At 70.2% G+C, this 13360-nt stretch carries 15 protein-coding genes; 14 read left to right on the top strand and 1 reads right to left on the bottom strand.

What is annotated here, in order from left to right:
* Positions 1 to 13 precede the first annotated feature (13 nt).
* The 13 genes from IGA62_RS06885 (at position 14) to IGA62_RS06825 (ending at position 11020) form a co-directional block, all read left to right on the top strand.
* Positions 14 to 1300 (top strand): serine hydroxymethyltransferase, encoded by a 1287-nt coding sequence (locus IGA62_RS06885; protein ID WP_145815749.1) that lies wholly within the window; start codon positions 14 to 16, stop codon positions 1298 to 1300.
* Positions 1297 to 1698, top strand: coding sequence for a hypothetical protein (locus IGA62_RS06880; RefSeq protein WP_145815750.1), 402 nt, complete (start codon positions 1297 to 1299; stop codon positions 1696 to 1698). Before IGA62_RS06885 ends, IGA62_RS06880 begins: the two co-directional genes overlap by 4 nt.
* Before the next feature lie 163 nt (positions 1699 to 1861).
* Entirely contained in the window at positions 1862 to 2077 is a 216-nt protein-coding gene (locus IGA62_RS06875) for an AtpZ/AtpI family protein (protein ID WP_145815751.1), read from the top strand.
* Positions 2078 to 2104: 27 nt separating this feature from the next.
* Entirely contained in the window at positions 2105 to 2920 is an 816-nt protein-coding gene (gene atpB / locus IGA62_RS06870) for a F0F1 ATP synthase subunit A (protein WP_232624907.1), read from the top strand.
* A gap of 100 nt (positions 2921 to 3020) precedes the next feature.
* Positions 3021 to 3239 (top strand): ATP synthase F0 subunit C, encoded by a 219-nt coding sequence (gene atpE, locus IGA62_RS06865; protein ID WP_145815752.1) that lies wholly within the window; start codon positions 3021 to 3023, stop codon positions 3237 to 3239.
* Between the two features lie 73 nt (positions 3240 to 3312).
* Positions 3313 to 3840, top strand: a complete 528-nt coding sequence (locus IGA62_RS06860) for a F0F1 ATP synthase subunit B (protein ID WP_145815753.1) — start codon at positions 3313 to 3315, stop codon at positions 3838 to 3840.
* The gene (locus IGA62_RS06855; protein ID WP_145815754.1) at positions 3840 to 4661 is read left to right on the top strand and encodes a F0F1 ATP synthase subunit delta; all 822 of its coding nucleotides are present in this window, start codon (positions 3840 to 3842) and stop codon (positions 4659 to 4661) included. Before IGA62_RS06860 ends, IGA62_RS06855 begins: the two co-directional genes overlap by 1 nt.
* 93 nt (positions 4662 to 4754) lie before the next feature.
* On the top strand, positions 4755 to 6398 hold the full coding sequence (gene atpA, locus IGA62_RS06850) for a F0F1 ATP synthase subunit alpha (protein WP_145815755.1): 1644 nt from the start codon (positions 4755 to 4757) through the stop codon (positions 6396 to 6398).
* Between the two features lie 9 nt (positions 6399 to 6407).
* Positions 6408 to 7337: a F0F1 ATP synthase subunit gamma gene (locus IGA62_RS06845; protein ID WP_145815756.1), complete on the top strand. Its 930-nt coding sequence runs from the start codon at positions 6408 to 6410 to the stop codon at positions 7335 to 7337.
* Positions 7337 to 8776 (top strand): F0F1 ATP synthase subunit beta, encoded by a 1440-nt coding sequence (gene atpD, locus IGA62_RS06840; protein ID WP_145815757.1) that lies wholly within the window; start codon positions 7337 to 7339, stop codon positions 8774 to 8776. Before IGA62_RS06845 ends, atpD begins: the two co-directional genes overlap by 1 nt.
* Before the next feature lie 254 nt (positions 8777 to 9030).
* Positions 9031 to 10173: an LCP family protein gene (locus IGA62_RS06835; protein WP_145815758.1), complete on the top strand. Its 1143-nt coding sequence runs from the start codon at positions 9031 to 9033 to the stop codon at positions 10171 to 10173.
* Between the two features lie 93 nt (positions 10174 to 10266).
* Positions 10267 to 10551, top strand: coding sequence for a F0F1 ATP synthase subunit epsilon (locus tag IGA62_RS06830; protein WP_091450832.1), 285 nt, complete (start codon positions 10267 to 10269; stop codon positions 10549 to 10551).
* Between the two features lie 13 nt (positions 10552 to 10564).
* Positions 10565 to 11020 carry a DUF2550 domain-containing protein gene (locus tag IGA62_RS06825; RefSeq protein ID WP_145815759.1) on the top strand — a complete coding sequence of 152 codons (456 nt, stop codon included), beginning with the start codon at positions 10565 to 10567 and terminating at the stop codon, positions 11018 to 11020.
* A 228-nt stretch (positions 11021 to 11248) separates the two neighbouring features.
* Here the strand turns inward: IGA62_RS06825 and IGA62_RS06820 are convergent, their stop codons facing one another.
* Positions 11249 to 11821 (bottom strand): cob(I)yrinic acid a,c-diamide adenosyltransferase, encoded by a 573-nt coding sequence (locus IGA62_RS06820; protein ID WP_145815760.1) that lies wholly within the window; start codon positions 11819 to 11821, stop codon positions 11249 to 11251.
* Between IGA62_RS06820 and murA the strand changes: the two genes are divergently transcribed.
* Entirely contained in the window at positions 11820 to 13262 is a 1443-nt protein-coding gene (gene murA / locus IGA62_RS06815) for a UDP-N-acetylglucosamine 1-carboxyvinyltransferase (protein WP_145815761.1), read from the top strand. The genes IGA62_RS06820 and murA overlap by 2 nt on opposite strands.
* Positions 13263 to 13360 lie beyond the last annotated feature (98 nt).

Raw genomic sequence — 13360 nt, 5'->3', positions numbered from 1 at the left:
AGACTCTGGCGTTGTGGACAACGCGACGCCCACCTTCTGGGGGCCGGATTTCGAGCAGCTCAGGGTCACCGACCCGGAGATCGCGTCGGTGGTGCTCGGTGAGCTGGACCGGCTGCGCGGCGGCCTTCAGTTGATCGCCAGCGAGAACCTCACCTCGCCGGCGGTGCTCGCCGCGCTCGGCTCGACGCTGACCAACAAGTACGCCGAGGGTTACCCGGGCCGTCGCTACTACGGCGGCTGCGCCGAGGTGGACCGGGCCGAGGAGATCGGCATCGCCCGGGCGCGGGAACTGTTCGGAGCGGAGCACGCCAACCTCCAGCCGCACTCCGGGGCGAGCGCCAACCTCGCCGCGTACGCCGCCCTGGTCCAGCCGGGTGACACCGTGCTGGCGATGGACCTGCCGCACGGCGGTCACCTCACCCACGGCAGCCGGGTCAACTTCTCCGGCAAGTGGTTCGCCACGGTCGGCTACACCGTCCGCCCGGACACCGAGCTGATCGACTACGACGAGGTGCGGGAACTGGCGCTCGCCCACCGCCCGAAGATGATCATCTGTGGCGCGACCGCGTACCCGCGCCTGATCGACTTCGCCCGCTTCCGGGAGATCGCCGACGAGGTCGGGGCGTACCTGATGGTGGACGCCGCCCACTTCATCGGTCTGGTCGCCGGCGGTGCCGTGCCCTCCCCGGTGCCGTACGCCGACGTGGTCTGCGCGACCACGCACAAGGTGCTGCGCGGCCCGCGCGGCGGCATGATCCTCTGCCGGGAGTCGCTGGCCGCCCGGATCGACAAGGCGGTCTTCCCGTTCACCCAGGGCGGCCCGCTGATGCACGCCGTCGCGGCCAAGGCCGTCGCGCTGCGCGAGGCCGCGCAGCCGGAGTTCCGGGCGTACGCCGAGCAGGTGGTCCGCAACGCGCGGGCGCTCGCCGACGGGCTGGCCGCCGAGGGGATGCGTCCGGTCTCCGGCGGCACCGACACCCACCTCGCCCTGGTCGACCTGCGCGCGGTCGGGGTGACCGGGGCCGACGCCGAGGCCCGCTGCGACGCGGCCGGCATCACGCTCAACAAGAACGCCATCCCGTACGACCCGCAGAAGCCGATGGTCGCCTCCGGCATCCGGGTCGGCACGCCCAGCGTGACCACCCAGGGCATGCGCGAGCCGCAGATGGGGCGGATCGCCACGCTGATCGCGCGGGCGGTACGCACCGACCCCGGCGGGCCCGACGGGCCGGCCGCACTGACCAGGATCGCCAGCGAGGTGGCCGAGCTGGTCCGCGAGTTCCCGGCGTACCCCCGGTGATCCGCCAGCGACTGCGGCACCTGGTCGTGCCGCTGCTCAGTTCCGTGGGGTTGCTGGTGCTCGTCACCGGAGCCGGCTGGCTGGTCGACGGCGGCGTCGGCGCGGCCGGCGGGGCGGCGGGCGTGGCCCTGGTGACCTTCAGCTACGCACTGTCGAGCCTGGCGGTCGCCTGGGCCGACTCGGTGCACCCGAAGTTGGTGATGAGCGTCGGGCTGACCGCGTACGTCACCAAGTTCCTGTTGTTCGGCGTGGTGATGTTCGGCGTCGTCGACACCGGCTGGGGCGGGATCCGGATGATGGCCATCGCCATGATCGTCGCGACCATCGGCTGGGTGACCGCCCAGGTCTGGTGGACGTTCCGCGACCACCGTCCGCAGGTGAGCACCCCCGGTGACTGAATCCGGCGCTCGGGTTGGCGTCGCCACGCCGGGGATGGAGTTTCGTCAAGCGCGAGACAGGCGTAGCCTATCCGCCAGTCGAGGCTTCCCTGACCCACACGACCAGGTTGTGCGGGGGGTGACTCACAGCCTCATTCAAGCGGCTGATACCGTTCGCTCCGTCATGGCCGACGACCGATCCGACAAACGTTCCGGACCCCAGGGTGTGGACGCGGGTTGGGCTGCGGTCGGTTACCTGCTCGGCGGCATGGCCGTCTGGGGCGGGGCCGGCTGGCTCGTCGACCGGTGGCTGGACCTTCCGGACGTCGGGTTGCTGATCGGCCTGATCGGCGGCACGGCTGCGGGGGTCTACCTGACCATGAAGAGGCTGGGCGCCTGACCATGCCCGACCGACGGAGGGTTCGAGTTGACTGAGCTGCCGACCTACGCCGCCGCGGACATCCGGGCCGCGGAGTTCCCCCCGGGCGTTGACAGCTTCAACTACCGCAGCCTGATCCCGGGCTTCGAGGGTACGGCCTGGGAGCCGGCCTTCACCAAGATCGCTCTGCTGGTCTGGATCGCGGCTGCCATCGCCATCCTCTTCTTCCTGCTCAGCTACCGGAACCCGCAGCTGGTCCCGACCAAGCGGCAGTGGATGGCCGAGTCGGTCTACGGCCTCGCCCGGGACAACATCGCCAGGGACATCATCGGCCACCAGGGCGTGCGCTTCGCGCCGTACCTCGCCTCGCTCTTCGTCTTCATCCTGCTGCTGAACATCTGGGGCATCTTCCCGTTCGCGCAGATCTCGCCGAACTCGCACATCGCCTTCCCGATCGTGCTGGCCATCTCCAGCTGGCTGGTCTACGTCGCGGTCGGCATCCGCAAGCACGGCTTCTTCGGCTACATCAAGGCCAGCTGCTGGGTCGGCGGCGCACCGCTCTGGGTCCAGCCCATCCTGGTGCCGATCGAGTTCGTGTCGAACCTGGTGCTGCGCCCGGTCACCCTCGCGGTCCGGTTGTTCGCCAACATGTTCGCCGGCCACATGATCCTGCTGGTCTTCACCCTCGGTGGCGTGGCGCTGCTCAACGCTGAGTCGATCTTCATCAAGCCGGTCGCCCTGCTCAGCTGGGCCATGGCGATCCTGATGACGTTCTTCGAGCTGGGCATCCTGATCCTGCAGGCGTACGTGTTCACCCTGCTGACCGCGACCTACCTGCAGTCCTCGCTCGCCGACGACCACTGAGGCGCCGGCGCGCACCGCTCCATCCCCCCGTTCGACAACTGAAAAGTTCACCTAGTCGAACGCGTGACGGTCACGCGTTCCCCGCAGGAGGAAACCAACCATGTTCCTGGCCGAGATCTCAGGCAACGTCAACGTCATCGGCTATGGCATCGCGGCGCTCGGCCCGGGCATCGGTGTGGGTCTGGTGTTCGCCGCCTACATCCAGGCGACCGCCCGCCAGCCGGAGAGCGCCGGCCTGACCCGGGTCTACATGTTCATGGGCTTCGCCGTGGTCGAGGCGCTGGCCCTGCTCGGTCTGGTCCTCGCGTTCGCCCTCTAAGGCTGAGTGCCAGCCAGCGTTCAGCTGAACCGGCCGGTCCTTCGTGGTCGGCCGCCGGCGAAGGGGAGTGTCCATGTACCTAGCAGCGGAAGAGGGCGGGAACATCCTGCTCCCGCCCCTGGCTGAGATCATCGTCGGTCTCGTCGCGTTCGGCCTCGTCCTCTGGGTCCTGAGCAAGTTCGTCTTCCCCCGCATGGAGGCGATGTACCAGGCCCGGGTCGACGCCATCGAGGGCGGCATCAAGCGCGCCGAGGCCGCCCAGGCCGAGGCGAACCAGCTTCTCGAGCAGTACCGTGCGCAGCTCGCGGAGGCGCGTACCGACGCCGCCAAGATCCGGGACGACGCCCGTGCCGACGCGGAGGGCATCCGGCAGGACATCCTCGTCAAGGCGCGGGAAGAGTCCGACCGGATCATCGCGGCCGGCAAGGAGCAGCTCGCCGCCGAGCGGGCCACCATCGTGCGCGAGCTGCGCACCGAGGTCGGCACCATCGCGGTCGAGCTGGCCAGCCGGATCGTCGGGGAGTCGCTGGCCGACGAGGCCCGCCGCAAGGGCACCGTCGAGCGGTTCCTCACCGACCTCGAGAGCACGGGAGCCCGCTGATGCAGGCCGCCAGCCGGGAGTCGTACCGGGTCGCCAACGAGCACCTGGCGACGTACGCACGCGGCGCGCAGCCGGACGCCGTGGTCGCCACCGCGGACGACCTGCTCGCCGTGGCGGGTCTGCTGCGGCGGGAGCCCCGGCTGCGCCGGGCGCTGTCCGAGCCGGCCCGGTCCGGCGCGGACCGGGCCGGGCTCCTCGGCGACATGCTGCGGGGCAAGATCGACGCGGGCGCGCTCGACCTGCTGGCCACTCTGGTCTCCGGCCGCTGGTCGGCGCCGTCGGAACTGCTCGACGGTGCCGAGCGGCTCGGGGTGGAGGCGCTGCTGGCCAGCGCCGACGCCGCCGGTGACCTGGGCGAGGTCGAGGACGAGCTGTTCCGCTTCGGCCAGGTGGTCGCCGCCGAGCCGGCGCTCGCCGCGGCGCTGGGCGACTCGCGGGCTCCGGCCGAGCAGCGGGCCGTCCTGGCCCGGGAGCTGCTGGCCGGCAAGGCCCGTCCGGTCACGGTCCGCCTCGTCGAGGTGGCGCTGAGCGGGTTCGGCGGGCGCTCCCTCACCGGCGGACTCACCAGGCTGGTCGAGCTGGTCGGCGAGCGTCGCGACCGGCAGATCGCCTACGTGACCGTGGCGGCCCCGTTGACCGAGGACGAGGAGCGCCGACTGGGTGCCCGCCTCGCCGCGATATACGGTCGGGAGGTCTCCGTCAAGCAGACGGTGGACCCCGAGATCCTCGGTGGCGCCAGCGTGCGGGTCGGCTCCGACCTGTACGACGGCACCGTCCTGCGCCGCCTCAACGAGACCCGCAACGCGCTCGCGAAGCGCTGACCAGCCCAGCCGCTCAGCGCCCTGAATGACAGACGCCATTCGGACCGGTCGGTACTAGGTATCCCGGGCCCCTGATACTTAAGGAAGCAGAGGATGGCCGAGCTGACCATCTCGACGGAGGAGATCCGCGGCGCCCTGGAGCGCTACGTCTCCTCCTACTCGCCCGACGTCTCCCGCGAGGAGGTCGGCACCGTCGCCGACACCGGTGACGGCATCGCCCACGTCGAGGGGCTCCCCTCGACCATGACCAACGAGCTCCTGGAGTTCGAGGACGGCACGCTCGGCGTGGCGCTGAACCTCGACGTCCGGGAGATCGGTGTCGTCGTCCTCGGCGACTCCGCCAAGCTCGAGGAGGGGCAGCGCGTCAAGCGCACCGGCCGGGTCCTCTCGGTGCCGGTCGGCGACGCCTTCCTCGGTCGCGTGGTCAACGCGCTCGGCCAGCCGATCGACGGTCTCGGCGACATCCCCGACGAGGGCTACCGCGAGCTGGAGCTCCAGGCTCCGAACGTGATGTCCCGGCAGTCCGTGTTCGAGCCGATGCAGACCGGTATCAAGGCGGTCGACGCGATGACCCCGATCGGTCGGGGTCAGCGGCAGCTGATCATCGGTGACCGGAAGACCGGCAAGACCACGGTCGCCCTGGACACCATCCTCAACCAGCGGGACAACTGGCGCTCCGGCGACCCGAAGAAGCAGGTCCGCTGCATCTACGTCGCCATCGGGCAGAAGGCCTCCACCATCGCGTCCATCAAGGGCGTGCTGGAGGAGGCGGGGGCGATGGAGTACACCACCATCGTCGCCTCCCCGGCCAGTGACCCGGCCGGCTTCAAGTACCTCGCCCCGTACACCGGCTCCTCCATCGGGCAGCACTGGATGTACGGCGGCAAGCACGTCCTGATCGTCTTCGACGACCTGAGCAAGCAGGCCGAGGCGTACCGCGCGGTCTCGCTGCTGCTGCGCCGCCCGCCGGGCCGTGAGGCGTACCCGGGTGACGTCTTCTACCTGCACTCCCGGCTGCTGGAGCGCTGCGCGAAGCTCTCCGACGAGCTGGGCGGCGGCTCGATGACCGGTCTGCCGATCATCGAGACGAAGGCCAACGACATCTCGGCCTTCATCCCGACCAACGTCATCTCGATCACCGACGGTCAGATCTTCCTGGAGACCGACCTGTTCAACCAGGGCGTCCGGCCGGCGATCAACGTCGGTACCTCGGTCTCCCGGGTGGGTGGTGCGGCCCAGGTGAAGCCGATGAAGAAGGTCGCCGGCTCGCTGCGGCTGAACCTGGCCCAGTACCGCGAGCTGGAGGCGTTCGCCGCCTTCGCCTCCGACCTGGACAGGGCCTCCCGCGCCCAGCTGGAGCGGGGTTCCCGCCTGGTCGAGCTGCTCAAGCAGCCGAACTACTCGCCGTACCCGGTGCAGGAGCAGGTCGTCTCGGTCTGGGCCGGCACCGAGGGCAAGCTGGACGACGTCCCGGTCGGCGAGATCCGTCGCTTCGAGTCGGAGTTCCTCCAGTACCTCCGGCACAAGCACGAGGGCGTCCTGGCCGCGATCGCCGACAACAAGTGGGACGACGAGATCGTCGGCTCGCTGGACCGGGCGATCGCCGAGTTCAAGCAGGTCTTCCTCGGCCGCGAGGACGAGCGTCGGATCAACGAGGCCCCGGCCAAGCCGCTGGAGGGCGAGGTGGGCCGCGAGAAGGTCACCCGCTACAGCGGCGACGACGTCGAGAAGCAGTAGGGCTGACTCATGGCGGCCCAGGTACGCGTTCTTCGTCAACGGATCCGCTCGGCGAAGGGGATGAAGAAGATCACCAAGGCGATGGAGCTCGTGGCGACGAGCCGCATCGCCAAGGCCCAGGCCCGGGTGGCGGCATCCCTGCCGTACGCCGAGGCCATCACCGGCGTGCTCACGGCGCTGGCCTCCAACGCGCGGATCGACCACCCGCTGCTCACCCCGCGTGAGCGGGTGCGGCGGGCCGGTGTCCTGCTGGTGACCTCCGACCGGGGCCTGGCCGGTGGTTACAGCTCCAACGCGATCAAGATGGCGGAGTCGCTGGTCGCCCGGTTGCAGTCCGAGGGCAAGGAGCCTGTGCTCTACGTCATCGGCCGCAAGGGCGTCGGCTTCTACAAGTTCCGCAACCGCCCGGTCGAGGCGAGCTGGACGGGCTTCTCGGAGCAGCCGGACTTCGCCTCGGCCCGGGAGGTCGGCGAAACCCTGATCCGGGCGTTCGCGGCCGGCGCGGACGACGTCGACGGCGGGGCCGGGCCGGACGGGGTGCGCGGTGTGGACGAGTTGCACATCGTCTACACCGAGTTCAAGTCCCTCATCACGCAGGTCCCGGTGGCGAAGGTCATCGGTCCGATGCAGATCGAGGACCGCCCCCGGACCGAGGGCCTGCTGCCGGCCTACGAGTTCGAGCCGGATGCGGAGGCGCTGCTCGACGCGCTGCTGCCGAAGTACATCAACACGCGGATCTACGCGGCGTTGCTGGAGTCGGCGGCGAGCGAGTCGGCGGCCCGGCGGCGGGCGATGAAGAGCGCCACCGACAACGCCGAAGAGATGATCGAGAAGTACACGCGGGAGATGAACTCGGCCCGTCAGGCCGGGATCACCCAGGAGATCAGCGAGATCGTCGGCGGCGCGAACGCGCTCGCCGCGTCGGGAAGTGAAGTGTGATGACTGCCCTAGTAGAGACCAAGACGGCCACGGGTCGCGTGGTCCGGGTCATCGGCCCGGTCGTCGACGCCGAGTTCCCGCGCGACGCCATGCCGGCCCTGTTCAACGCCCTGCACGTCGACGTGACGCTCTCCGGCGGCGAGAAGACGCTGACCCTGGAGGTCGCCCAGCACCTGGGTGACAACCTGGTCCGCGCGATCTCGATGCAGCCGACCGACGGTCTGGTCCGGGGCGCCGGGGTGCGCGACACCGGCTCGCCGATCAAGGTGCCGGTGGGTGACGCGGTCAAGGGCCACGTCTTCAACGCCATCGGCGAGTGCCTCAACCTGACCGAGGGCGAGACGCTCAACCCGGACGACCACTGGCAGATCCACCGCAAGGCCCCGGCCTTCGCGGATCTGGAACCGAAGACCGAGATGCTGGAGACCGGCATCAAGGTCATCGACCTGCTGGCCCCGTACGTCAAGGGCGGCAAGATCGGCCTGTTCGGCGGCGCGGGCGTGGGCAAGACGGTGCTCATCCAGGAGATGATCACCCGGGTGGCCCGGAACTTCGGTGGTACCTCGGTCTTCGCCGGGGTGGGGGAGCGGACCCGTGAGGGCAACGACCTCATCGCCGAGATGACCGAGTCCGGCGTCATCGACAAGACCGCGCTGGTCTACGGCCAGATGGACGAGCCGCCGGGCACCCGGCTGCGGGTCGCCCTCTCCGCGCTGACCATGGCGGAGTACTTCCGCGACGTGAAGCGGCAGGAGGTGTTGCTCTTCATCGACAACATCTTCCGCTTCACCCAGGCCGGTTCCGAGGTCTCCACCCTGCTCGGCCGGATGCCGAGCGCGGTGGGCTACCAGCCGACCCTGGCCGACGAGATGGGCGAACTCCAGGAGCGGATCACCTCCGTCCGGGGCCAGGCCATCACCTCGATGCAGGCGATCTACGTGCCGGCGGACGACTACACCGACCCCGCTCCGGCCACCACCTTCGCCCACCTCGACGCCACCACCAACCTGGAGCGGTCGATCTCCGACAAGGGCATCTACCCGGCGGTGGACCCGCTGGCGTCCTCGTCCCGGATCCTCGCCCCGGAGTTCGTCGGCGCCGAGCACTTCGCGGTCGCGACCGAGGTCAAGCGGATCCTCCAGAAGTACAAGGACCTGCAGGACATCATCGCGATCCTCGGTATCGAGGAGCTTTCCGAGGAGGACAAGCTCACCGTCGGCCGGGCCCGTCGGATCGAGCGCTTCCTGTCGCAGAACACGTACGCCGCCGAGCAGTTCACCGGCGTGCCGGGCTCGACGGTCCCGATCAAGGAGACCATCGAGGCGTTCAAGAAGATCAGCGAGGGCGAGTACGACCACTTCCCCGAGCAGGCCTTCTTCATGTGCGGTGGCCTCGAAGACCTGGAGCGCAAGGCTGCGGAGCTGATGAAGGAGGGCTGATCCACCGATCAGCACCGACCTCTCGTCGGCTCTTGTCCGAGGCCGTCCCGGTTCGCCGGGGCGGCCTCGGTCGTTCCGCGTGTGGGGCCTCGGCCGTTCCGCGTGTCGGGTTGACAGGCCAGCGGCGCTCGATGCGACAGTGGCCGTGCTGGCGAGGTACCGTCGGATCCGCAACATTCACGTGTCGAGCGTTGACTTCCGCAGTGAACAGGTGGCTCGCGCCCGTCTCCTCCTCATGGGCGTGAGGAATGGAGATGCACGTGGCTCGGAGCGGTAAGCGGGGCGCGAAGCCGTCCGTGTGGGCGGGGGTGCCCCGGTGGGCTCGGCTCTGCACGATCTTCGGCTCGGTGTTGCTGGTGCTCAGCGGCGCGGTGCTGGTGGGTTACGAGGCCCTGATCAGCCGGTACGAGGGCTCGGTCGGCAAGGGCGACCTCTTCGGCGACAACGCGGCCGGGGCGCAGGAGCGCCGCAAGGAGATCAAGGGCCCGCTCAACATCCTGCTGGTCGGGGTGGACCCGCGCAAGCCGACGGATCCTCCTCTCGCCGACTCGATCATGGTCATGCACATTCCGGCCGAGCTGGACCGGGCGTACCTCTTCTCCCTGCCGCGCGACCTGCGCGTGGAGATCCCGGCGTTCAGCAAGTCCGGCTTCGACGGGGGCACCGACAAGCTCAACGCCGCGATGTCGTACGGCAGCCGGGTGCCCGGCCGGAACCCGGACGCGAACGTCGGCTTCGAACTGCTCGCCAAGACCATCCAGCAGGAGACCGGCATCGCCCGCTTCGATGCCGGGGCGATCATCAACTTCAACGGGTTCAAGAAGATCGTCGACGCGATGGGCGGCGTCGAGATGTACATCGAGCGGGAGGTGCGCTCCGAGCACCGCGAGCCGGACGGCACCCACCGGGAGGCTCGGCCAGGTGGCGGAGGCTACCTCGGCCCGCAGGCCGTGTACGAGAAGGGCACCCACCGGCTGGAGGGGTGGCAGGCGCTGGACTACGTCCGGCAGCGCTACCCGAGCAACGGCGTGCCGGACGGTGACTACGGCCGCCAGCGCCACCAGCAGCAGTTCGTCAAGGCGATGGCGAGTCAGGCGTTCAGCGCGGACGTGGTGACCAATCCGATCAAGCTGGACCGGGTGCTCCGCGCGGCCGGCGAGTCGCTGGTCTTCAGCGGCCGGGGGAACAGCATCGTCGACTTCGCCTTCTCCCTGAAGGACCTCCGGCCGGACGCGATCCAGATGGTCAAGCTCCCGGCGGAGGGTATCGGCACCGGTTCGGGGTACCGGGGTGAGCGGCTCCTGCCCGAGGCGGACGAGTTCTTCGCCTCGCTGCGCAACGGGACCGTCGACGCGTTCATGCTCGAACACCCCGATTTCCAGAACAAGACCAAGTAGGGAGTGTCGCAGCTCTCGGTACCCGCGTTAGTGGGGCAGGGGGCGCGCGACTAGACTTCTGCCAACCGCCGCCCGCCGCAGCAAGGAGACAGCGTGGCACAGCAGCTTCACGTCGAGCTCGTAGCCGTCGAGGAGAAGGTCTGGTCCGGCGAGGCCGAGATGGTCGTCGCCCGGACGACCGAGGGCGAGCTGGGTGTCCTGGCCGGCCACGCACCGCTGCTCGGCCAGCTCGCCGAGCCCGGCCAGGTCCGCATCAAGCTGCCCGGCGGCGAGCAGGTCGCGTACGAGGTGGCCGGCGGCTTCCTCTCGGTCAGCCGCGAGGGCGTCACCGTGCTCGCCGAGAGCGCCACCCCGGTCTCCGCCTCGCAGAGCCACTGAAGCCGTACCGCCGATGGAGATCGTGGAAGGGATCGGAATCGGCCTCGCCGTCCTGGTCGCGGCGTTCCTGATCCTCTTCCTCCGGCGGGCCCTGGTGACCCGCACCGGTGGCACCATCCGGGTCCACGTCCGGGTCTCCACCCTGCTCGACGGTCGGGGCTGGTCACCCGGCCTCGGCCGGTTCGCCGGCGACGAACTCCGGTGGTACCGGATGTTCAGCTTCGCCCTCCGTCCCAAGCGGGTGCTCTCCCGGGAGACCCTGGTGGTCCGCCGACGGCGGCTCCCGGAGGGACGGGAACGGCTCTCCCTGCCCGCTGACTGGGTGATCCTGAGCTGTACGAGTCAGCAGACCCCGATCGAGATCGCCATGGAGCGGTCCGCGGTCACCGGATTCCTCTCCTGGCTCGAGGCCGCCCCGCCCGGGGCGGCCTCGCCGCGTCTGGCCCACCAGGACTGGCCCGCCGCCTGACCAGGAGCGCCTGACAGGCCGCCCCGACGGCCGCTGCGCCCGGGGCCCCCGTGCGCCACCGGGCCCCGGCCGGAGTCCCTTAGGCCGCCGGCCGCGCCGGCGACACCACTGCCGAAGCGGTCATTCCCGCCGCCGCGGTGCGCTGCCCCCCGAACGCGGATGAGCGCGGCCAGGTCGGGTACCCGGCCCTCGACGGGGTGGGATGCCCGGCCGGGCCGGGGACGTCGGTCAGCGCTTACCGCCGGGAACCCATAGCACATCTCCGTCCGGATTTGCCGTTCTTGCCAGGATGAAGAGCAGATCGGAGAGCCGGTTGAGATACTTTGCCGGAAGGGTGCTGGTTCGTTCGGGGTCGTGGCTGACGAGGGCCCACGCCGCCCGCTCGGCACGTCGAGCGACGGTCCGGGCCACGTGCAGCAACGCCGCGCCGGCGGTTCCGCCGGGGAGAATGAAGGAGTCGAGCTTGCCCAGGCGTGCGTTGAACTCGTCGCACCAGCCCTCCAGGCGCTCCACGTACTCCTCGGTCACCCGCAGCGGCGGGTACGCCGGCTCCGGCTCGACCGGCGTGGCCAGGTCGGCACCGACGTCGAAGAGGTCGTTCTGGATCGAGGCCAGGACCGACCGCAGTTCCTCCGACAGCTGGCCCAGGGCCAGCGCCACCCCGATCGCCGCGTTGCACTCGTCGACATCGGCGTACGCCGCGATCCGGGGATCGGTCTTCGCTACCTGCTCGTTGTTGCTCAGCCTGGTCGTGCCGGCGTCGCCGGCCCTGGTGTAGATGCGCGTGAGGTGGACGGCCATGACGCACAGCCTACGGATACCTGACCTGACGATGCTTGCCCGGCCGGAGCCGGTCGTCCCGACCCGGCTGGGACCGGGGCCCGGCGACGCCGGGGACCTGGCGATCAGAGACGTCGATGTGATCCGGGTCCGGGGCGGAGCCCGACTCGCCGGCACGGTGCACGTCGTGGGCGCGAAGAACTCCGCCCTGAAGCTGATGGCCGCCGCACTGCTCGCCCCGGGGCGGAGCGTGATCACCAACGTCCCCCGGATCACCGACATCGCGATCATGGGGGAGGTGCTGCGCCGGCTCGGCTGCGGTGTCCGCTTCGACGCCGACGCCCCGGTCGACCCGATGGTCGCGCACGGTGGCGTGGCCCGGTCCCGCTCGGTCACCATCGACGTGCCGGACCAGCCCGGCTCCGACGCCGACTACGACCTGGTACGCCGGCTGCGCGCCTCGATCTGCGTGCTCGGCCCGCTGCTCGCCCGCCGGGGATACGTGCGGGTGGCCCACCCCGGCGGGGACGCGATCGGCTCCCGAGGGCTGGACATGCACGTCTCCGGACTCACCCGGATGGGCGCCGAGATCTCCGGCGAGCACGGCTTCGTCGTCGCCGCCGCCCCGCACGGACTGCACGGTGCCGAGATCGCGCTGGACTTCCCCAGCGTCGGCGCGACCGAGAACCTGGTGATGGCCGCGGTGCTCGCCCGCGGCCTGACGGTGATCGAGAACGCCGCCCGGGAGCCGGAGATCGTCGACCTTTGCGCGATGCTGGTCCGGATGGGTGCGCGGATCTCCGGCGAGGGGACCTCCACCATCGAGATCGAGGGCGTACCGGACCTGAACCCGGTGCGGCACGCCACGGTGGGGGACCGGATCGTCGCCGGCACGTGGGCGTTCGGTGCGGCGATGACCCGGGGGGACGTCACGGTCACCGGGGTCAGCCCGACCTTCCTGGAGATCGCCCTGGACAAACTGGTCGCCGCCGGTGCCCTGGTGGAGACCCGGGGGGACGCCTTCCGGGTCCGGATGGACGACCGGCCGGCCGCGGTGGACGTGGTGACCCTGCCGTACCCGGGCTTCGCCACCGACCTGCTGCCGATGGCGATCGGACTCGCCTCGGTCAGCGAGGGCGCTTCCCTGATCACCGAGAACATCTTCGACGGCCGGTTCATGTTCGCCAACGAGATGATGCGGCTCGGCGCGGACATCAAGACCGACGGCCACCACGCGGTGGTACGCGGCCGGGAGCAGCTCTCCGGCGCGCCGGTCCGCGCCACCGACATCCGCGCCGGGGCCGGGCTGATCATCGCGGGACTCTGCGCCGACGGGGACACGGAGGTCTCCCACGTGCACCACGTCGACCGGGGCTACCCCGACTTCGTCGCCGACCTGCGGGCACTCGGGGTCGAGGTGGAACGGGGCCGCACCTCGGAGGAGCCCGCGCTGACCATCTGACCGTACCGCCACGGGCCTCCCGGACACCCGCCCCGACCCACCCGCGACCGATCGGCCTTAACCTTCGCTAAGGAACGCCCACTAGGGTGCTGGACAGA

Origin of the sequence: Micromonospora sagamiensis, from assembly GCF_014680085.1 — a bacterium.
Classification (GTDB): Bacteria; Actinomycetota; Actinomycetes; order Mycobacteriales; family Micromonosporaceae; genus Micromonospora; species Micromonospora inyonensis.
Note: the sequence above shows the minus strand (reverse complement) of the source record. Positions and strands in the feature narration are given on the sequence as shown.